This window comes from Solirhodobacter olei, assembly GCF_004010155.1.
GTDB classification, from domain to species: Bacteria; Pseudomonadota; Alphaproteobacteria; order Rhodobacterales; family Rhodobacteraceae; genus Solirhodobacter; species Solirhodobacter olei.
In genome coordinates this window covers 125,802-144,523 of sequence record NZ_RRYH01000002.1, presented here as the reverse complement: position 1 = coordinate 144,523, position 18,722 = coordinate 125,802, and the positions used below count along the sequence as shown (strand labels likewise).

Below are 18,722 nucleotides of genomic sequence, written 5' to 3'. Positions count from 1 at the left end.
ATGGACGGCGATTTTCAAGACGCTCAGACGGGCGAGCAGAAGATCCGCAACTTCAACATCAACTTCGGGCCCCAGCACCCGGCGGCACACGGCGTGCTGCGGATGGTTCTGGAGCTTGACGGCGAGATCGTAGAGCGCTGCGACCCGCACATCGGCCTGCTGCACCGCGGCACCGAGAAGCTGATGGAGAGCCGGACCTACCTGCAGAACCTGCCGTATTTCGACCGGCTCGACTACGTGGCGCCGATGAACCAGGAACATGCTTGGTGTCTCGCCATCGAGAAGCTCACCGGTACGGTTGTGCCGCGCCGGGCGCAGCTGATCCGGGTGCTTTACTCGGAAATCGGCCGGGTCCTGAACCACCTGCTGAACGTCACGACGCAGGCGATGGACGTGGGCGCGCTGACGCCGCCGCTCTGGGGCTTCGAGGAGCGCGAGAAGCTCATGGTCTTCTACGAGCGCGCCTGCGGGGCGCGGCTCCACGCCGCCTATTTCCGCCCGGGTGGGGTGCACCAGGACCTTCCGCAGAAGCTGATCGAGGATATCGATGCCTGGGCCGAGGCCTTCCCGAAGGTGCTTGACGACATCGACGGGCTTCTGACCGAGAACCGGATCTTCAAGCAGCGCAACGTCGATATCGGTGTCGTCAGCGAGGCCGAGATCCGGCAGTGGGGCTTCTCCGGCGTGATGGTGCGCGGCTCGGGCCTGGCCTGGGACCTGCGGCGCGCGCAGCCCTATGAGTGCTACGACGAATTCGACTTTAAGATCCCGGTCGGCAAGAGCGGCGACTGTTTCGACCGTTACCTCTGCCGGATGGCGGAGATGCGCGAGTCGACCAAGATCATCCGCCAGGCGCTGGCCAAGCTTCAGGAGCCCGACGCCAAGACCGACGTGATGGCGCGCGGCAAGCTGAGCCCGCCGAAGCGGGGCGAGATGAAGCAGTCGATGGAAGCGCTGATCCATCACTTCAAGCTCTACACCGAAGGCTTCCACGTGCCGGCGGGCGAAGTCTATGCCGCCGTCGAGGCACCGAAGGGCGAATTCGGGGTCTATCTGGTCGCCGATGGGTCCAACCGGCCCTACCGGGCCAAGATCCGCGCCCCGGGGTTCCTGCACCTGCAGGCGATCGACCATATCGCGAAGGGTCACCTGCTGGCCGACGTCTCGGCCATCATCGGCACGCTCGACGTCGTCTTCGGGGAGATCGACCGGTGAGGATCAACGCGGCCCTCCTGGCTGCCGGCCTGGCCCTTGTCGCGAGCCACGCGCTCGCCGAGGGCGGGCCGCGGCCGGCCGAGATCGACGCCCTTGTGGCGGCGATCGTGGCCGCGGGCTGCGTGGTCAACGACGCCAACCAGGCCGCGGTTCTGCGCGCCTCGGGGCTGAGCACGGACGTGGCCGCGGGGGTCCTGCAGCGGCTCTCCGGCAAGGGCCTTGTCGAGACGGTGGCGGGCAGCCATGCGCTCCGCCTCAAGACGGGGGGGTGCAAGTGACGGAGCTTGGCATCATCGCGCTTGCGGGGTCTGCCATCGGCGTTGTCGCCACGGGCGCTCTGGCGGTGGCCTTCCTGCGTGACCCGGTGAAGGCGCTGGTGAAGACGACGCATCGGATGGCGGACCTGCCGAAGGTCATGACGAACCGCTACACGGCCTTCACCATGCTCGCCTGCGGCGCCACCGCCTATCGTGACCTGATGGTGATCGCCTTCCTCTTCGCCGTCTTTGCCTTCCTTGGGTTTGCCGATGCCTGGGTCTATGCCCAGGGTGGCGCGCCCTATTCGAAACATCTGATCGCCGGGATCGCGGCGGCGGCCGTCGCCGGCCTCGCGATCGCCGCGATCCTCTTCCAGCCGGGAGCTTCCGCCTGATGCTACGTCGCCTGTACCACGACCAGCCCGAAAGCTTCGCCTTCACGCCGGCCAACCAGGCCTGGGCGGAGGCGCAGATGACGAAATACCCGCCCGGGCGGCAGGCGTCGGCGATCATCCCGCTGCTGTGGCGCGCCCAGGAGCAGGAGGGCTGGCTATCGAAGCCCGCGATCGAGTCCGTGGCCGACATGCTGGGCATGGCCTATATACGCGCGCTTGAAGTCGCGACTTTCTACTTCATGTTCCAGCTGGAGCCGGTCGGCTCGGTCGCGCATATCCAGATCTGCGGCACGCTGTCCTGCATGCTCTGCGGTTCCGAGGATCTGATGGAGGTCTGCAAGAAGAAGATCGCCGCCAAGCCGCACACGCTGTCGGCCGACGGCAAGCTGAGCTGGGAAGAGGTCGAGTGCCTGGGCGCCTGCGCCAACGCGCCGATGGCCCAGATCGGCAAGGATTACTACGAGGACCTGACCGCCGAGCGGCTGGAGGAGATCCTCGACGAGATCGTCGCCGGCAAGGTGCCGGTGCCGGGCCCGCAGAACGGCCGCTATGCCGCCGAGCCCCTCTCGGGGCTGACCAGCCTGACCGGGCACGAGGCCGGCAAGCCGGAGCATAACGTCTCTGTCGAGCTGGCGATGGACAAGGGCGATACGTTGAAGCGGATCGACGGCAGCGAGGAGCCGCTGACGACGGCCTGGCTGGGCAAGTCCGCTGGCGCGAAGACCGCCGCGGCGCCGAAGGCCAAGGCAGAGCCGAAGGCGCCGGCAAAGGCGAAGGCCGAGAAGGCAGAGCCGGGCAAGCCCGAGCAGCTCAAGGCCCCGCGCGGCGGCAAGGCCGACGATCTGAAGAAGATCAAGGGTGTCGGGCCGAAGCTGGAGGCTGCGGTCAACGCGCTCGGCATTTATCACTACGACCAGATCGCCGGTCTGAACGAGGCGCAGCTCGCCTGGCTCGACGACAATCTGGACGGCTTCAAGGGTCGCGCAAGCCGCGACGACTGGATTTCGCAGGCCAAGGCGCTCTTGGCCGGCGAGGGTTGAGCGCGAGCGCTCGGCCCGGGAAGACGAAGACGAGGACGGCCGATCCTCCGAATGCCGCGCCGGTTAGAGTTGGTGCGGTTGGGGAAAAGGCCGGATAGCCCGGATTCGGGGCGCGTAACGAGGTGAATATTGGCTATGGCTGGAGAACCGACGGACGAAGAGCAGCATCAGGTGGTCCAGGCCCGGCTGGCCGCGATCGTGATCGTGGTGGCAGCGGTGGTCTGGGTGTGTGGCAATTTGCTTGGCCGGGCTTTCGGCTGGGCGCCGCGCTTCGCCTTCCTGCTCGATTTTGCGGCGATCGCCGCGTTTGTCTGGGCTTTGATCGTGGTCTGGCGGGTGTGGCGCCGCCGGGGCAACTGAGGAACCGAATATGCTGACGGATCAGGACCGCATCTTCACGAATATCTACGGGATGCACGACCGCACCCTGGCCGGCGCCAAGAAGCGCGGCGCCTGGGATGGAACCAAGGAGATCCTTGGCCGCGGCCGTGACACGATCGTGGAGCAGGTCAAGGCGTCGGGGCTGCGCGGCCGCGGCGGTGCGGGCTTCCCGACCGGGCTGAAGTGGTCGTTCATGCCGAAGCAGAGCGACGGCCGGCCGGCGTACCTGACGATCAACGCCGACGAGTCGGAGCCCGGCACCTGCAAGGACCGCGAGATCATGCGCAACGACCCGCATACGCTGGTCGAGGGCGCGCTGATCGCCTCCTTCGCGATGGGGGCGAATGCCGCCTACATTTACATCCGCGGCGAATACATCCGCGAGCGCGAGGCGCTGCAGCGGGCGATCGACGAGGCCTATGACGCGGGGCTGATCGGCAAGAACGCCTGCGGTTCGGGCTATGATTTCGATCTTTACCTGCACCACGGCGCCGGCGCCTATATCTGCGGCGAAGAGACCGCGATGCTGGAAAGCCTCGAGGGCAAGAAGGGGATGCCGCGGATGAAGCCGCCGTTCCCGGCCGCCGCCGGCCTCTACGGCTGCCCGACCACCGTGAACAACGTCGAGAGCATTGCCGTCGTTCCGACCATCCTGCGGCGCGGCCCGGAGTGGTTCGCGGGTATCGGCCGGCCGAACAATACCGGCACGAAGCTTTACGCGATCTCGGGCCATGTGAATAACCCCTGCGTGGTGGAAGATGCGATGTCGATCAGCTTCGAGGAGCTCATCGACAAGCATTGCGGCGGGATCCGCGGCGGCTGGGACAACCTGCTGGCGGTGATCCCGGGCGGGTCCTCCGTGCCCTGCGTGCGCGGCGAGAAGATGCGCGACGCGCTGATGGAGTTCGACTATCTCCGCAACGAGCTCGGCTCCGGTCTCGGGACCGCGGCGGTGATCGTGATGGACAAGTCCACCGACATCATCAAGGCGATCTGGCGGCTCTCGAAGTTCTACAAGCACGAGAGCTGCGGCCAGTGCACGCCCTGCCGCGAAGGCACCGGCTGGATGATGCGGGTGATGGACCGGCTGGTGCGCGGCGAGGCGGAGATCGAGGAGATCGACATGCTCTTCGACGTGACCAAGCAGGTCGAGGGCCACACGATCTGCGCCCTCGGCGACGCGGCGGCCTGGCCGATCCAAGGCCTGATCCGCAACTTCCGCGACGAGATCGAGGACCGGATCAAGGCGAACCGCACCGGCCGGACAAGCGCGGTGGCGGCGAAGTAAGTGCAACCGGCGGGCCATCATATCGCCGAGCTGAACCTGGGGGTCCTCCGCTACGATTGGGACGATCCCCGGGTGAAGGATTTCGTCGACGGGCTCGACCTCGTGAACGGGGTGGCGGAGCGCAGCCCGGGGTTCGTATGGCGAATGGACGAAGAGGCGATGGGGACCGCGCAGAACGATCCGGCCGGGGCGCTTGGGGGCAATCCGCGCATGGCTTCCACGATGTCGGTGTGGGAGGACGTGGCCTTGCTGGAGGCCTTCGTCTGGAACACCGTGCATCGGCGGTTCTACGAGCGCCGGGCGGAATGGTACGACGCGGTCGAAACGCCGCGGCTGGTGATGTGGTGGGTTCCCGAAGGACACCGACCGGATATCACCGAGGGAACGGAGCGGTTCCAGCACCTCGAGGCGCATGGCGATAGCGACCATGCCTTCGGCTGGTCCTACCTGAAGGAAGCGCAGTTGTGGCGGGTCCGCAACTGCAACGCGATGGCGGCGGAGTGAGACATGGCTGACCTGAAGAAAATCAACATCGACGGCACCGTGGTCGAAGTCGACGGCGCGATGACGCTGATCCAGGCCTGCGAGATCGCGGGCGTAGAGATCCCGCGCTTCTGCTACCACGAGCGGCTCTCGATCGCCGGCAACTGCCGGATGTGCCTGGTGGAAGTCGTCGGCGGGCCGCCGAAGCCCGCGGCCTCCTGCGCCATGCAGGTGCGTGACCTTCGGCCCGGCAAGGACGGCGAGCCCCCGATGGTGAAGACCAATTCGCCGATGGTGAAGAAGGCGCGGGAAGGGGTGATGGAGTTCCTGCTCATCAACCACCCGCTCGACTGCCCTATTTGTGACCAGGGTGGCGAATGCGACCTGCAGGACCAGGCGATGGCCTATGGCGTCGACTTCTCGCGCTACCGCGAGCCGAAGCGCGCCAACGAGGACCTCGACCTCGGCCCGCTGGTCGACACCTGCATGACGCGCTGCATCTCCTGCACCCGCTGCGTGCGGTTCACGACCGAGGTCGCGGGCATTACCCAGATGGGCCAGACCGGGCGCGGCGAGGATGCGGAAATCACCTCGTACCTCAACGAGACGCTCGATTCGAACCTACAGGGCAACATCATCGACCTTTGCCCGGTGGGCGCGCTCACCTCGAAGCCCTACGCCTTTACCGCGCGCCCCTGGGAACTGACCAAGACCGAGACCATCGACGTGATGGATGCGCTCGGCGCGGCGATCCGTGTCGACACCAAGGGCCGCGAAGTGATGCGGATCATCCCGCGCAACAATGACGGCGTGAACGAGGAGTGGATCTCGGACAAGACCCGCTTCGTCTGGGACGGGCTGCGCCGTCAACGGCTGGACACGCCCTATATCCGCGAGAACGGCAAGCTGCGCAAAGCCTCCTGGGGCGAGGCGCTGGAAGCTGCCGCGGCGGCGATGAAGGGCAAGAAGGTCGCGGGCCTGATCGGCGATCTGGCCCCGGTCGAGGCCGCCTTTGCGCTGAAGAACCTCGTCGAGGGGGTGGGCGGCAAGGTCGAATGCCGGACCGACGGGGCGAAGCTGCCCGCCGGCAACCGCTCGGCCTATGTCGGGACCGGCCGGATCGAGGATATCGACGCCGCCGGGGGGATCTTGCTGATCGGGACCAACCCGCGCGACGAGGCGCCGGTGCTGAATGCGCGGATCCGCAAGGCCTGGTCGCTTGGCGCGCAAGTCGGGCTGATCGGCGAGGCGGTGGACCTGACCTATGACTACCACCATTTCGGCACCGACCGGGCGACGCTGGTGGCGCATCTGAAGGCCGCCAAGGAGGCGCCGGCCGATGATATGCCGGGCCTCGTCATCGTCGGGCAGGGCGCGATCAACGAGGCGGATGGCGAGGCGGTTCTGGCCTATGCCATGCAGATCGCCGAGGCCCGCAAGGCGAAGCTCCTGATCCTGCACACCGCGGCGAGCCGCGTCGGTGCGATGGACGTGGGTGCTGTCACCGAAGGTGGCATGGCTGCCGCGATCGAGGGTGCGGAGGTGATTTACAACCTTGGCGCCGACGAGGTCGAGATCGCTGCCGGGCCGGTGGTGATCTACCAGGGCAGCCACGGCGACCGCGGTGCGCACCGGGCAGATATCATCCTGCCGGCCGCCGCCTATACCGAGGAGGCTGGGCTTTTCGTCAACACCGAGGGCCGGCCGCAGCTTGCCTTCCGCGCGGGCTTCCCGCCGGGTGCGGCGAAAGAGAACTGGGCGATCCTGCGGGCGCTGTCGGCCGAACTGGGCGCGACGCAGCCCTGGGACAGCCTGGTGCAGCTGCGCCGCGCGCTTGTGGACGCGCATCCGGGGCTGGAGGCGATCGACGAGGTTGCCGAGAACGCCTGGCAGCCGCTGCCGCTGAAGGATCCGGCCAAGGCCGAATTCCGCAACGCGGTGAAGGACTTCTACCTGACCAACCCGGTCGCGCGCGCCTCCGAGCTGATGGCGGAGCTGTCGCGCGCCCAGGCGGAGCGGCGCGCGGCGCCGATGGCGGCGGAGTGATGATGGCGATGCACCTTCTTCCGGCGATGGCCTGCCTGACCGCCTTGGCGGTCCTGTCGGGCTGCGCCGGGGATGCGGGGGGTGCATCGGCGAGAGCGGGGTTCCATCCGACGTATCTGGGCATCAAAACGGTGTTACTGGAGAACGATCTGGTGGACTTCATCGTGTCCATGAAAGGGGCGCGGAACACCGCGGATGTGGAGGCCTATGCGCGCTGCGCGGCGGCCCAGTACGCGCTGATCCGCGGTTACGGATTTGCCCGCCACGTGCGCACGAATGTGGCCAAAGAGGGTGGCATTTGGCGCGGAGATGCGGTTTACACCGTGTCGGCCGCGTTGCCCCGTGGTTACAAGACGATAGACGCCGAAGTCACGGTGCGCGACTGCGGGGCACAAGGGATACCGACGATATGAGGGCCGGTCTGAGGATGGGGCAAGATGGCTGATTTTCTGCACACAGATCTGGGCATTGCGGTACTGATCGTGCTGCAGGCGATCCTGGTCATCGCCTTCGTGATGATCTCGCTGCTGTTCCTGGTCTATGGCGACCGGAAGATCTGGGCGGCGGTCCAGATGCGCAAGGGGCCGAACGTCGTGGGGGCCTTCGGGCTGCTGCAGACTGTCGCCGACGCGCTGAAATACGTGGTCAAGGAAGTGATCGTGCCGTCGGGCGCGGACAAGTTCGTGTTCATGCTCGCGCCGGTTCTGAGCTTCGTGCTCGCCATGCTGGCATGGGCCGTGATCCCGTTCGAACAGGGCTGGGTCCTGTCGAACATCAACGTGGCGATCCTGTTCCTTTTCGGCGTCTCCTCGCTCGAGGTCTACGGCGTGATCATGGGCGGCTGGGCCTCGAACTCGAAATACCCGTTTCTCGGCTCGCTGCGCTCGGCGGCGCAGATGATCTCCTACGAGGTGTCGCTGGGGCTGATCATCATCGGCATCGTCATCTCGACCGGTTCGCTGAACTTCACCGACATCGTGATGGCGCAGAAGGGGCATCTGGGCCTGCTGAACTGGTACTGGCTGCCGCATCTGCCTATGGTGGTGCTGTTCTTCGTCTCCGCGCTGGCCGAGACCAACCGGCCGCCGTTCGACCTGCCGGAGGCGGAATCGGAGCTCGTCGCGGGCTATCAGGTGGAATATTCGTCGACCCCGTTCCTGCTGTTCATGGCGGGGGAATATATCGCGATCTTCCTGATGTGCGCGCTGATGAGCCTGCTGTTCTTCGGAGGCTGGCTGAGCCCGATCCCGGGGATCCCGGACGGGGCGCTGTGGATGGTCGGGAAGATGGCGTTCTTCTTCTTCCTCTTCGCCATGGTGAAGGCAATCGTGCCGCGGTACCGCTACGACCAGCTGATGCGGATCGGCTGGAAGGTCTTCCTGCCGATGTCGCTCGGCTGGGTGGTGCTGGTGGCGTTCCTCGCGAAATACCACGTTCTCGGCGGTCTCTGGGCCCGCTACGCGATCGGAGGCTGAGATGGGCATCGATATCAACCGTGCCGTCAAATACTTCTTCCTGACGGACTTCATAAAAGGCTTCGGCCTGGGCATGCGCTACTTCTTCGCGCCGAAGGCGACGTTGAACTACCCGCATGAAAAGGGCGCGCTGAGCCCGCGTTTCCGGGGGGAGCATGCGCTCAGGCGCTACCCTTCGGGCGAGGAGCGCTGCATTGCCTGCAAGCTTTGCGAGGCGATCTGCCCGGCGCAGGCGATCACCATCGACGCGGAACCCCGCGACGACGGCTCGCGCCGCACAACGCGCTACGACATCGACATGACGAAATGCATCTACTGCGGCTTCTGCCAGGAAGCCTGCCCGGTGGATGCTATCGTCGAGGGGCCGAACTTCGAGTTTTCGGCGGAGACCCGGGAAGAGCTGTTCTTCGACAAGGCGAAGCTGCTCGACAACGGCGACCGCTGGGAAGCCGAGATCGCCCGCAACCTTGAAGCGGATGCGCCCTACAGATGAGCGAGGATTTCGGCAAACTGTTCCAGGCGATGGTTGAGCAGGGCCAGGAGATGGTCCGCTCGTTCAACCCTGCGCTGGAGAACATGCAGCTGAAGGGCTTCGACGCGCTGATGCCCACCATGTCGAAGGACATGATGGAAATGTGGTTCGGCCGGACCTTCAACCGTGAAGGTCTGGACGCGAAAACGCGGCTCCTCGTGACGCTGGCGGCACTTACCGTGCTGGGCGCGCAGGCCGAGCCGCAGATCCGGCTCACCATCCGGCATCTGCTGGAAGTGGGGGCCACGAAACGGGAGATCGCCGAGGTGATCACCCAGATGAGCCTTTTCGGCGGCGTGCCCGCCATGACCAAGGCGCTGGAGATCGCGCAGGGCGTCTTCGGCGAAAACGAGGAGGACAGCGCGTGACTGTCGCAGCCTTTACCTTCTACCTCTTCTCGATCGTGACGATTGCCTCCGGGCTGATGGTCGTCACCGCGAGAAACCCGGTGCATTCGGTGCTCTGGCTGATCCTCGCGTTCCTCTCCTCTGCCGGGCTGTTCGTGCTGTTGGGGGCGGAATTCGTCGCCATGCTGCTGATCATCGTCTATGTCGGCGCCGTGGCGGTTCTGTTCCTCTTCGTCGTCATGATGCTCGACGTCGACTTCGCCGAGTTGAAGGCCGAGATGGTCCGCTACATGCCGGTGGGCCTGCTGATCGGGGTCGTGCTGCTGATCCAGTTCTTCATGGTGCTGGGCGTGTGGAAATCCGCCGCCGGGGCCGAGGGGCTGCGCCGTGCGATCACGCCGGATCCGGCCAAGATCCACAACACCCACGCGCTTGGCCTGGTGCTCTACGACAAATACGTCTTCCTCTTCATGCTGGCCGGCCTCGTGCTGCTGGTCGCGATGATCGGGGCGATCGTGCTGACCATGCGGCACCGCAAGAACGTCAAGCGGCAGAACGTTCTGGAGCAGATGTGGCGCGATCCGGCCAAGACGATGGAACTGACCGACGTGAAGCCGGGGCAGGGGCTTTAAGGCCCGGCCCGGGCGGGACATTGGACTGAGGCCCCGCCGTGCGCGGGGGCGACAACGGAAAGAAGCGGGCGACCGGCCCGGAGGGACGATAATGATCGGATTGACACAATACCTGACGGTGGCGGCGGCCTTATTCGTCATCGGCATCTTCGGGATCTTCCTGAACCGGAAGAACGTCATCGTCATCCTGATGTCGATCGAGCTGATGCTCCTGGCGGTGAACATCAACCTCGTCGCCTTCTCGTCGTTCCTCGGCGACTTGGTGGGGCAGGTGTTCACGATGTTCGTGCTGACTGTCGCCGCGGCCGAGGCCGCGATCGGCCTCGCGATCCTGGTGAGCTTCTTCCGCACCCGCGGGACGATCGACGTCGAAGACATCAACGTGATGAAGGGCTGAGGCCATGATCGAACAAGTCATCCTCTTCGCCCCGCTCGTCGGCGCCATCATCGGCGGCTTCGGCTGGAAGGTGATCGGCGAGAAGGGCGCGCTGCTGCTGACCACGGGGCTTCTGTTCCTCGCGGCGCTGCTGAGCTGGATCGTGTTCCTCACCTTCGACGGCGCAACCCAGCATATCGAGATCCTGCGCTACATCTCGTCGGGCAGCCTCGACACGTCCTGGGCGATCCGTCTGGACCGGCTTACGACCATCATGCTGATCGTGGTCACGACGGTCTCCTCGCTGGTCCATCTCTATTCCTGGGGCTACATGGCCCATGACGAGAACTGGACCCACGACGAGCCCTACAAGGCGCGCTTCTTCGCCTATCTCTCGCTCTTCACCTTCGCCATGCTGATGCTGGTGACGGCCGACAACCTCGTCCAGATGTTCTTCGGCTGGGAAGGCGTGGGCCTGGCGTCCTACCTTCTGATCGGCTTCTACTACAAGAAGCCCTCGGCCAACGCGGCGGCGATCAAGGCCTTCGTGGTGAACCGGGTCGGCGACTTCGGCTTCATGCTGGGGATCGCGACGCTGTTCTTCCTGACGGACTCGATCAACTTCGACACGATCTTCACCCATGCGCCGGCGCTGGCGAAGACCAACGTCACCTTCCTCTGGAGCCAGTGGAACGCGGCGGATCTGGTCGGCGTGCTGCTGTTCGTCGGTGCCTCGGGCAAGTCGGCGCAGCTTTTCCTGCACACCTGGCTGCCGGACGCGATGGAAGGCCCGACGCCGGTTTCCGCGCTGATCCACGCCGCCACCATGGTGACCGCGGGCGTGTTCCTGGTCTGCCGGATGTCGCCGATCTACGAATTCGCCCCGGCGGCGAAGGAACTGGTGCTGATCATCGGCGCCACCACCGCCTTCTTCGCGGCGACGGTCGGTCTGGTGCAGAACGACATCAAGCGCGTGATCGCCTATTCGACCTGCTCGCAGCTTGGCTACATGTTCGCGGCGGCGGGGTCGGGCGTCTATTCGGTGGCGATGTTCCACCTGCTGACGCATGCCTTCTTCAAGGCGCTGCTGTTCCTTTGCGCGGGCTCGGTCATCACCGCGATGCACCACGAGCAGGACATGCGGAACTACGGCAACCTGCGCAAGAAGATCCCCTTTACCTTCTGGATGATGGTCGTCGGAACGCTGGCGATCACCGGGGTCGGCATCCCGTTCTCCAAGGAGCTCTTCGGGATCCCGATCGGCTTCGCGGGCTTCGATTCCAAGGACGCGATCATCGAGGCGAGCTATGCCGCGGGGTCCATGTACGGCTTCTGGATGCTGGTGATCGCCGCGGTCTTCACTGCCTTCTACTCCTGGCGGCTGATCTTCATGACCTTCTACGGTCCCGAGAAGGGCGACCACCACAAGCACGAGCATGCGCATGAAAGCCCGATGGTCATGCTGATCCCGCTTGGGGTCCTCGGCCTCGGCGCTGCCTTCTCGGGGATGGTCGGCTACAACTACTTCTTCGGCAACGAGCATATGCTGGGGCAGTTCTTCAGCCTTGGCGAGCATGGGGCCCCGGGGACCGGCGCGATCTACATGGGCGCCACGAACCATGTGATCGAGACCGCGCATCACCTGCCCGAATGGGTCGGCGTCTCGGCCTTCATCGCCATGCTTCTGGGCTTCGGCGTCGCCTGGGTGATGTATATCGCCAGGCCCGACCTGCCCGCCCGGATGGCGGCGGCGAACCGGCCGCTTTACCTGTTCCTGCTGAACAAGTGGTATTTCGACGAGATCTATGACGCGATCCTGGTGAAGCCCGCCGTGGCGCTTGGCCGGTTCCTTTGGAAGAAGGGCGACGGCGAGGTCATCGACGGCACCATTAACGGCGTGTCCATGGGGATCGTTCCCTGGTTCACCCGGCTCACGGCCCGCGCACAGTCCGGCTATCTGTTCCACTACGCCTTTGCCATGGTGATCGGGATCGGCGTCCTGATGACCTGGATGACGCTCACCGGAGGGGCGCATTGATGCACGATCTTCTGTCCATCATCACGTTCCTGCCGGCGCTTGCCGCGCTGGTCCTGCTGGTCTTCCTCAGGGGCGGCACGCCCGAGGCGGCGCGCAATGCCCGCTGGCTGGCCCTGGCGGCGACGGTGCTGACCTTCCTCGTCTCGCTGAAGCTGCTGTGGAACTTCGATCCCTCGAACACGGGCTTCCAGTTCGTCGAGGACCGGCCCTGGATCCTGGGCATGCACTACAAGATGGGGGTCGACGGGCTCTCGGTGCTCTTCGTCATGCTGACGACGGCGCTGATGCCGCTGACGATCGGTGCCTGCTGGTCGGTCGAGGTGCGGGTGAAGGAGTACATGATCGCCTTCCTGCTGCTGGAAACGCTGATGATCGGCGTCTTCACCTCGCTGGACATCGTGCTCTTCTACCTGTTCTTCGAGGGCGGCCTGATCCCTATGTTCCTGATCATCGGGATCTGGGGCGGGCAGAACCGGATCTATGCCGCGTTCAAGTTCTTCCTCTACACCTTCCTCGGCTCCGTCCTGATGCTGGTCGCAATCGTCACCATGGCGGTGCAGGCGGGCACGACGGATATTCCGACGCTTCTGCAGTTCAAGTTCTCGGCCGGGCCGATCGACCTACTGGGCTGGCAGATCGCGGGCGGGCTGCAGACGCTTCTCTGGCTCGCGTTCTTCGCCTCTTTCGCGGTGAAGATGCCGATGTGGCCGGTACACACCTGGCTGCCCGACGCCCACGTTCAGGCGCCGACGGCGGGCTCCGTGGTGCTGGCGGCGATCCTGCTGAAGATGGGCGGCTACGGCTTCCTGCGCTTCTCGCTGCCGATGTTCCCGATCGCGAGCCACATCCTCGGGCCTCTGGTCCTGTGGCTTTCGGTGATCGCGATCGTCTACACCTCGCTTGTCGCGCTGGTGCAGGAGGACATGAAGAAGCTGATCGCCTATTCCTCGGTCGCACACATGGGCTTCGTGACCATGGGGATCTTCGCGGCGAACCAGCAGGGGCTTGATGGCGCGATCTTCCAGATGCTGTCGCACGGCTTCGTCTCGGGCGCGCTCTTCCTCTGCGTGGGCGTGATCTACGACCGCATGCACACCCGGGAGATCGCGGCCTATGGCGGCCTGGTGAACCGGATGCCGAAATACGCGCTGGTTTTCATGTTCTTCACGATGGCGAACGTGGGCCTGCCGGGCACCTCGGGCTTCGTGGGCGAGTTCCTGACGATCTTGGGGATCTTCCAGGTCAACACCTGGGTGGCCGCCTTCGCCGCGACCGGCGCGATCCTGTCGGCGGGCTATGCGCTCTGGCTCTACCGCCGGGTCGTCTTCGGCGATCTGGTGAAGGAGACGCTGAAGACCATCACCGACATGAACCTGCGCGAGAGGGTCATCTTCGCGCCCCTGGTTGCGATGACGCTGATCCTGGGGGTCTATCCGAGCGCGGTGACCAATATCATCGGGCCGTCGGTGCGGGCGCTTGTCACCCATGTCGACACCCAGCTCGCCGATGCGGGCGTCAAGACCACCACAATCCAGCTGGCACAGAACTGAGGACGCGGACATGAACCCTGGCGATCTTTCCACCGCCCTGCCGGAAGTCCTGATCTCGGTCTATGCAATGGCCGCGCTCCTCTTCGGCGTCTACACCGGCAAGGACCGCACGGCGGGCCTGCTGACCTGGACCACCGCGGCCGTCTTCGTGCTGGTCGCGATCTGGATCGGCACGATCTCGGGGCACCGCACGGCCTTCGACGGGCTCTTCATCGACGACGGCTTCGCCCGGTTCGCCAAGGTGACGGTCCTGCTGTCGGCCGCGGCGGTGCTGGTGATCGGGCATGACTACATGAACCGGCGCGGGCTGATGCGGTTCGAATATCCGATCGTCATCGCACTGGCCGTGATCGGCATGATGGTGATGGTCTCGGCAAACGACCTGATGTCGCTCTACATGGGGCTGGAGCTGCAGTCGCTGTCGCTCTACATCGTCGCCTCGATCCGGCGCGGCGATGCGAAGTCGACCGAGGCCGGCCTGAAGTACTTCATCCTCGGCGCGCTGTCCTCGGGTCTGCTGCTCTACGGGGCGTCGCTGACCTATGGCTTCGCGGGGACCACGAGCTTCTCCGGGATCCTGTCCACGGTGCAGCAGGGCGCGATGCCGATCGGGCTTCTCTTCGGGCTCGTCTTCCTGCTGTCCGGTCTGGCGTTCAAGGTTTCGGCCGTGCCGTTTCACATGTGGACGCCCGATGTCTACGAAGGGGCGCCCACGCCGGTGACGGCCTTCTTCGCCACGGCGCCGAAGGTTGCGGCCATGGCGCTGATCGCGCGGCTGGCCGAGGGTGCCTTCGGCTCGGCGCCGAAGGACTGGGGGCAGGTGCTTGCGCTCCTTTCCGTCGCCTCGATGTTCTGGGGGGCGATTGCGGCGATCGGCCAGCGCGACATCAAGCGTCTGATGGCCTATTCCTCGATCACCCACATGGGCTTCGCGCTGATGGGGCTGGCGGCCGGGACCGCGGGCGGCGTGCAGGCGATGCTGATCTACATGGCGATCTACGTGACCATGAACGTCGGCACCTTCGCCTTCATCCTGTCGATGCAGAAGGACGGCGAGCCGGTGACGGATATCGACTCGCTCCGGATGTATTCGCGCCGCGAGCCGCTGAAGGCGCTGGCGCTGCTGGTGCTGATGTTCTCGCTGGCCGGCGTGCCGCCGATGGTCGGCTTCTTCGCCAAGTTCTACGTGCTGAAGGCCGCCGTTGACGCGCATATGGCCTGGCTCGCCATCCTCGGCGTGATCGCCTCGGTGATCGGTGCCTTCTACTACCTGCGCATCGTCTTCTACATGTACTTCGGCGAAGAGCGCGAAGGCATCGACGCGGGTGGGATGAGCGCGGGCGCCTGGGTTGGCCTGATGGGGTCTGCCGCGATCATGCTGCTGGGGGTCGTCAACCTCTTCGGCATCGGCAGCCTGGCGCAGGCCGCGGCGGCGACACTTGTCCACTAGCGGCTGGCCCGAAGGTGTTGCCCGGCATGTGCTGGCGGTCACCGACAGCACCAATGCCGAGGCGGCACGGCTTGCCCCGTCGCTGACGGGGTCCGCCTGGATCCTTGCCCACCGCCAGACCGCCGCGCGCGGCCGGCGGGGCCGTTCCTGGGCGATGCCAGAGGGGAACTTTGCCGCCACGCTCGTGATGCGGCCGAAGGAGGCCCCGGAGGCGGTTGCCCTGCGGAGCTTCGTCGCCGCACTGGCGCTTTTCGACGCCTTCGTGGGGGCCAGCGGGCGCGCCGAGCCCTTTGCGCTCAAATGGCCGAACGACGTGCTGCTGAACGGCGGCAAGGTCGCCGGGATTCTGCTGGAAAGCATGGGGCAGGGGGCCGGTGTCTCCCATCTCGCGATTGGGATCGGGGTGAACCTCGCCGCCGCGCCCGGCGCCGACCAGGTGGAGCCGGGGGCCGTCCGCCCCGTCAGCCTTCTGGGCGAGACCGGCGCGCGGGTGACGCCCGAGGAGTTCCTCGACCTGCTCGCGCCCGCCTATGCCGGGTGGGAGAGCGTCTTCACCGGCCAGGGCTTCGCGCCAATCCGCGAGGCCTGGCTGGACCGGGCCGCCCGCATCGGCGAACCGGTCACGGCGCGGACCGGCACCGCCACCCATCTTGGGACGTTCGAAACGGTGGACCTCGCGGGTGCGCTGGTCCTCAGGACGGCCGAGGGACGGCAGGCGATCCCCGCGGCCGAGGTGTTCTTCTGACGGGAGGCGCGCATGCTTCTTGCGATCGACTGCGGCAATACCAATACCGTCTTCGCGATTTGGGATGGGGCGCATTTTCTTGCCGACTGGCGAATCGCGACCGACCATCGTCGCACGGCGGACGAGTATTTCGTCTGGCTGTCGTCGCTGATGAGCCTGAACAAGATCGACGCGATGATCACCGAGGTCATCATCTCCTCCACCGTGCCGCGGGTGGTGTTCAACCTGCGCGTCCTCTGCAACCGCTATTACGACTGCCGCCCGCTGGTCGTGGGCAAGCCGGAGTGCCGCCTGCCGGCGCCGCCGCGGGTGGACGTGGGCACGACGGTGGGGCCCGACCGTCTGGTCAATGCGGTGGGGTCCTTCGACCGGTACGGCGGGAACCTGATCGTCGTGGATTTCGGCACGGCGACGACCTTCGACGTGGTCGACACCGATGGGGCCTATATCGGGGGGGTGATCGCGCCCGGCGTGAACCTGAGCCTCGAGGCGCTGCACATGGCGGCCGCGGCGCTGCCGCATGTCGATGTGACCAAGCCTCAGAGCGCGATCGGCACGAACACGGTCGCCTGCATGCAATCGGGGATCTTCTGGGGCTATATCGGCCTTTGCGAGGGGATCGTGCGGCAGATCCGCACCGAAAGGGAGGGGCCGATGCAGGTGATCGCCACGGGCGGGCTTGCGCCGCTCTTCGATCAGGGCTTTACGCTGTTCGACAAGGTCGACAGTGACCTGACCATGCACGGCCTGACGGTCATTCACCGCTTCAACAAGGATACGGAAACCGCATGAGCGAGGCCCGCCTGATCTATCTCCCTCTCGGCGGCGCGGGGGAGATCGGCATGAACTGCTACGTCTACGGCTACGGGCCGGAGGGGCGCGAGCGGCTGATCGTCGTCGATCTCGGCGTGACCTTCCCGGACATGGAGACGACCCCTGGGGTGGAGCTGATCCTGCCCGACATCTCCTGGCTGGAGGCGCGGGCCGACCGGATCGACGCGATCTTCCTGACCCATGCGCATGAGGATCATGTCGGCGCGCTCGGCCATCTCTGGCCGAAGCTGCGCGCGCAGGTCTATTGCCGCTGCTTCACCGGCGTCATTGCCAAGCTGAAGCTCGAAGAGCACGGCCATCCCGGAACCGCCGTGACGGTCGTGGAGCCGCGGCCGGAGGCGGTGCAGGTGGGCCCGTTCCGGGTGCAATTCCAGCCGGTGGCGCATTCGATCCCCGAAAGCTCGGCCCTTATCATCGACACGCCGGCGGGGCGGATATTCCATTCCGGCGACTTCAAGCTCGACCCCGGTCCTGTGGTGGGCGAGCCGCACGACCCGAAGGCGATGGCCGAGATCGGGGCCGAGGGCGTGAAGGTTCTGACCTGCGATTCCACCAATGTCTTCAATACCCATGAGGGGCGAAGCGAAAGCACGCTGGCCGAGCCGCTGCGCGATCTCGTCGCGGCGGCGCCGGGGATGGTGGTGGCGACGACCTTTGCCTCCAACGTCGCCCGTCTTGTGACGCTGGCGCAGGCGGGACATGCCGCCGGCCGCTCTGTCTGCCTTCTGGGGCGCGCGATGAAGCGGATGGTCGCGGCGGCCGAGGAGTCCGGCGTCCTGCCGGCCTTCCCGCCGATCATTCCGCCCGAGGCGGCGGTGGAGGTCCCGCGCCAGAACCTGATGCTGATCGTCACCGGCAGCCAGGGCGAGCGGCGCGCGGCTACCGCGCAGCTGTCGCGCGGCAAGTACCTCGGGCTGGAGATGAAGGAGGGTGACACGTTCCTCTTCTCCTCCAAGACCATCCCGGGCAACGAGCGCGGCGTGATCCGGATCATGAACGCCTTCTCCGAGAGGGGCGTGGAGGTGGTGGACGACCATGGCGGGCTCTACCATGTCTCCGGCCATGCCAACCGGCCCGACCTGGAGCGGGTGCAAGAGGCGCTGAAACCGCAGATCGTCATCCCGATGCACGGCGAGCACCGGCATCTGCGGGCTCATGCCCGGCTGGCCGAGGCGCGGGGCCGGATCTCGGAGGTCGCGACCAACGGGATGATGCTGGACCTGACCGGCGACGTTCCCAAGGTGGCCGAGTATATCGAGACTTCGCGCGTCTACCTCGACGGCACCGCCATGGTTGGCGCGATGGACGGGGTGATCCGCGACCGTCTGAGGATGGGGATGAACGGGCTGGTGCTCGTCACGCTGATCCTCGACGAGGACGACCAGCCGCTGGGCGAGGCCTGGGCGGAGCTGTTGGGCCTGCCGAAGACCGGCCGCACCGGGCGCAATTTTGCCGAGGTGCTGGAGGCGGATCTGGCGGAATTCCTTGACCGGGTCGACGCGCGGACGCTGCGTGACGACGACCGGCTGGACGAGGCGCTTCGGCGGCTGGTCCGTCAGGTCGCGGTCGAGGAGGTCGGCAAGAAGCCGGAAGTGACCGTCGTCCTCAGCCGGCTTTCGGCGGAATAGGGCAGCCGCG

At 65.8% G+C, this 18,722-nt stretch carries 20 protein-coding genes; all 20 read left to right on the top strand.

Features of this window, described 5'->3' with window-relative positions:
• The 20 genes from EIP85_RS00705 (at nt 1) to EIP85_RS00610 (ending at nt 18,712) form a co-directional block, all read left to right on the top strand.
• Nucleotides 1-1,215 (top strand): NADH-quinone oxidoreductase subunit D, encoded by a 1,215-nt coding sequence (locus EIP85_RS00705; RefSeq protein WP_127900510.1) that lies wholly within the window; start codon nt 1-3, stop codon nt 1,213-1,215.
• Nucleotides 1,212-1,493 (top strand): hypothetical protein, encoded by a 282-nt coding sequence (locus EIP85_RS00700; protein ID WP_127900213.1) that lies wholly within the window; start codon nt 1,212-1,214, stop codon nt 1,491-1,493. The genes EIP85_RS00705 and EIP85_RS00700 overlap by 4 nt, the downstream gene beginning before the upstream one ends.
• Nucleotides 1,490-1,867 (top strand): hypothetical protein, encoded by a 378-nt coding sequence (locus EIP85_RS00695; RefSeq protein ID WP_241559850.1) that lies wholly within the window; start codon nt 1,490-1,492, stop codon nt 1,865-1,867. Before EIP85_RS00700 ends, EIP85_RS00695 begins: the two co-directional genes overlap by 4 nt.
• Nucleotides 1,867-2,907 carry an NADH-quinone oxidoreductase subunit NuoE gene (gene nuoE, locus EIP85_RS00690; protein WP_127900212.1) on the top strand — a complete coding sequence of 347 codons (1,041 nt, stop codon included), beginning with the start codon at nt 1,867-1,869 and terminating at the stop codon, nt 2,905-2,907. The genes EIP85_RS00695 and nuoE overlap by 1 nt, the downstream gene beginning before the upstream one ends.
• Nucleotides 2,908-3,042: 135 nt before the next feature.
• Complete coding sequence (locus EIP85_RS00685) at nt 3,043-3,267, top strand: DUF5337 family protein (protein WP_127900211.1); 225 nt, start codon at nt 3,043-3,045, stop codon at nt 3,265-3,267.
• A gap of 10 nt (nt 3,268-3,277) precedes the next feature.
• Nucleotides 3,278-4,576 (top strand): NADH-quinone oxidoreductase subunit NuoF, encoded by a 1,299-nt coding sequence (gene nuoF, locus EIP85_RS00680; RefSeq protein ID WP_127900210.1) that lies wholly within the window; start codon nt 3,278-3,280, stop codon nt 4,574-4,576.
• The gene (locus tag EIP85_RS00675) at nt 4,577-5,080 is read left to right on the top strand and encodes a DUF3291 domain-containing protein (protein ID WP_127900209.1); all 504 of its coding nucleotides are present in this window, start codon (nt 4,577-4,579) and stop codon (nt 5,078-5,080) included.
• A 3-nt stretch (nt 5,081-5,083) separates the two neighbouring features.
• Complete coding sequence (gene nuoG, locus EIP85_RS00670; protein WP_127900208.1) at nt 5,084-7,105, top strand: NADH-quinone oxidoreductase subunit NuoG; 2,022 nt, start codon at nt 5,084-5,086, stop codon at nt 7,103-7,105.
• A gap of 2 nt (nt 7,106-7,107) precedes the next feature.
• A complete protein-coding gene (locus EIP85_RS00665) occupies nt 7,108-7,518 on the top strand; it encodes a hypothetical protein (protein ID WP_422067200.1) in 411 nt (136 codons plus the stop codon).
• Between the two features lie 24 nt (nt 7,519-7,542).
• Entirely contained in the window at nt 7,543-8,580 is a 1,038-nt protein-coding gene (gene nuoH / locus EIP85_RS00660) for an NADH-quinone oxidoreductase subunit NuoH (RefSeq protein ID WP_127900206.1), read from the top strand.
• 1 nt (nt 8,581) lies between these two features.
• Nucleotides 8,582-9,073, top strand: a complete 492-nt coding sequence (gene nuoI / locus EIP85_RS00655) for an NADH-quinone oxidoreductase subunit NuoI (protein WP_127900205.1) — start codon at nt 8,582-8,584, stop codon at nt 9,071-9,073.
• The gene (locus tag EIP85_RS00650; protein WP_127900204.1) at nt 9,070-9,480 is read left to right on the top strand and encodes a carboxymuconolactone decarboxylase family protein; all 411 of its coding nucleotides are present in this window, start codon (nt 9,070-9,072) and stop codon (nt 9,478-9,480) included. The genes nuoI and EIP85_RS00650 overlap by 4 nt, the downstream gene beginning before the upstream one ends.
• Nucleotides 9,477-10,091 (top strand): NADH-quinone oxidoreductase subunit J, encoded by a 615-nt coding sequence (locus EIP85_RS00645; RefSeq protein WP_127900203.1) that lies wholly within the window; start codon nt 9,477-9,479, stop codon nt 10,089-10,091. Before EIP85_RS00650 ends, EIP85_RS00645 begins: the two co-directional genes overlap by 4 nt.
• 91 nt (nt 10,092-10,182) lie before the next feature.
• A complete protein-coding gene (nuoK, locus tag EIP85_RS00640; RefSeq protein WP_127900202.1) occupies nt 10,183-10,488 on the top strand; it encodes an NADH-quinone oxidoreductase subunit NuoK in 306 nt (101 codons plus the stop codon).
• 7 nt (nt 10,489-10,495) lie between these two features.
• Nucleotides 10,496-12,505, top strand: coding sequence for an NADH-quinone oxidoreductase subunit L (nuoL, locus tag EIP85_RS00635; RefSeq protein WP_127900508.1), 2,010 nt, complete (start codon nt 10,496-10,498; stop codon nt 12,503-12,505).
• On the top strand, nt 12,505-14,055 hold the full coding sequence (locus tag EIP85_RS00630; RefSeq protein WP_127900201.1) for an NADH-quinone oxidoreductase subunit M: 1,551 nt from the start codon (nt 12,505-12,507) through the stop codon (nt 14,053-14,055). The genes nuoL and EIP85_RS00630 overlap by 1 nt, the downstream gene beginning before the upstream one ends.
• Before the next feature lie 10 nt (nt 14,056-14,065).
• Nucleotides 14,066-15,505, top strand: coding sequence for an NADH-quinone oxidoreductase subunit NuoN (gene nuoN, locus EIP85_RS00625; RefSeq protein WP_127900200.1), 1,440 nt, complete (start codon nt 14,066-14,068; stop codon nt 15,503-15,505).
• On the top strand, nt 15,495-16,250 hold the full coding sequence (locus EIP85_RS00620; protein ID WP_127900199.1) for a biotin--[acetyl-CoA-carboxylase] ligase: 756 nt from the start codon (nt 15,495-15,497) through the stop codon (nt 16,248-16,250). Before nuoN ends, EIP85_RS00620 begins: the two co-directional genes overlap by 11 nt.
• Before the next feature lie 12 nt (nt 16,251-16,262).
• Nucleotides 16,263-17,042 (top strand): type III pantothenate kinase, encoded by a 780-nt coding sequence (locus tag EIP85_RS00615; protein WP_127900198.1) that lies wholly within the window; start codon nt 16,263-16,265, stop codon nt 17,040-17,042.
• Nucleotides 17,039-18,712: a ribonuclease J gene (locus EIP85_RS00610; RefSeq protein ID WP_127900197.1), complete on the top strand. Its 1,674-nt coding sequence runs from the start codon at nt 17,039-17,041 to the stop codon at nt 18,710-18,712. Before EIP85_RS00615 ends, EIP85_RS00610 begins: the two co-directional genes overlap by 4 nt.
• The last annotated feature ends 10 nt before the right edge of the window (nt 18,713-18,722 follow it).

Coding starts and splice junctions, on each gene's coding strand:
- EIP85_RS00685 (WP_127900211.1), top strand. CDS start 3,043: ATGGCTGGAGAACCGACGGACGAAGAGCAGCATCAGGTGGTCCAGGCC.
- EIP85_RS00615 (WP_127900198.1), top strand. CDS start 16,263: ATGCTTCTTGCGATCGACTGCGGCAATACCAATACCGTCTTCGCGATT.
- EIP85_RS00610 (WP_127900197.1), top strand. CDS start 17,039: ATGAGCGAGGCCCGCCTGATCTATCTCCCTCTCGGCGGCGCGGGGGAG.
- EIP85_RS00650 (WP_127900204.1), top strand. CDS start 9,070: ATGAGCGAGGATTTCGGCAAACTGTTCCAGGCGATGGTTGAGCAGGGC.
- EIP85_RS00630 (WP_127900201.1), top strand. CDS start 12,505: ATGCACGATCTTCTGTCCATCATCACGTTCCTGCCGGCGCTTGCCGCG.
- nuoF (WP_127900210.1), top strand. CDS start 3,278: ATGCTGACGGATCAGGACCGCATCTTCACGAATATCTACGGGATGCAC.
- EIP85_RS00705 (WP_127900510.1), top strand. CDS start 1: ATGGACGGCGATTTTCAAGACGCTCAGACGGGCGAGCAGAAGATCCGC.
- nuoK (WP_127900202.1), top strand. CDS start 10,183: ATGATCGGATTGACACAATACCTGACGGTGGCGGCGGCCTTATTCGTC.
- nuoE (WP_127900212.1), top strand. CDS start 1,867: ATGCTACGTCGCCTGTACCACGACCAGCCCGAAAGCTTCGCCTTCACG.
- nuoH (WP_127900206.1), top strand. CDS start 7,543: ATGGCTGATTTTCTGCACACAGATCTGGGCATTGCGGTACTGATCGTG.
- nuoI (WP_127900205.1), top strand. CDS start 8,582: ATGGGCATCGATATCAACCGTGCCGTCAAATACTTCTTCCTGACGGAC.
- EIP85_RS00665 (WP_422067200.1), top strand. CDS start 7,108: ATGGCGATGCACCTTCTTCCGGCGATGGCCTGCCTGACCGCCTTGGCG.
- nuoN (WP_127900200.1), top strand. CDS start 14,066: ATGAACCCTGGCGATCTTTCCACCGCCCTGCCGGAAGTCCTGATCTCG.
- nuoG (WP_127900208.1), top strand. CDS start 5,084: ATGGCTGACCTGAAGAAAATCAACATCGACGGCACCGTGGTCGAAGTC.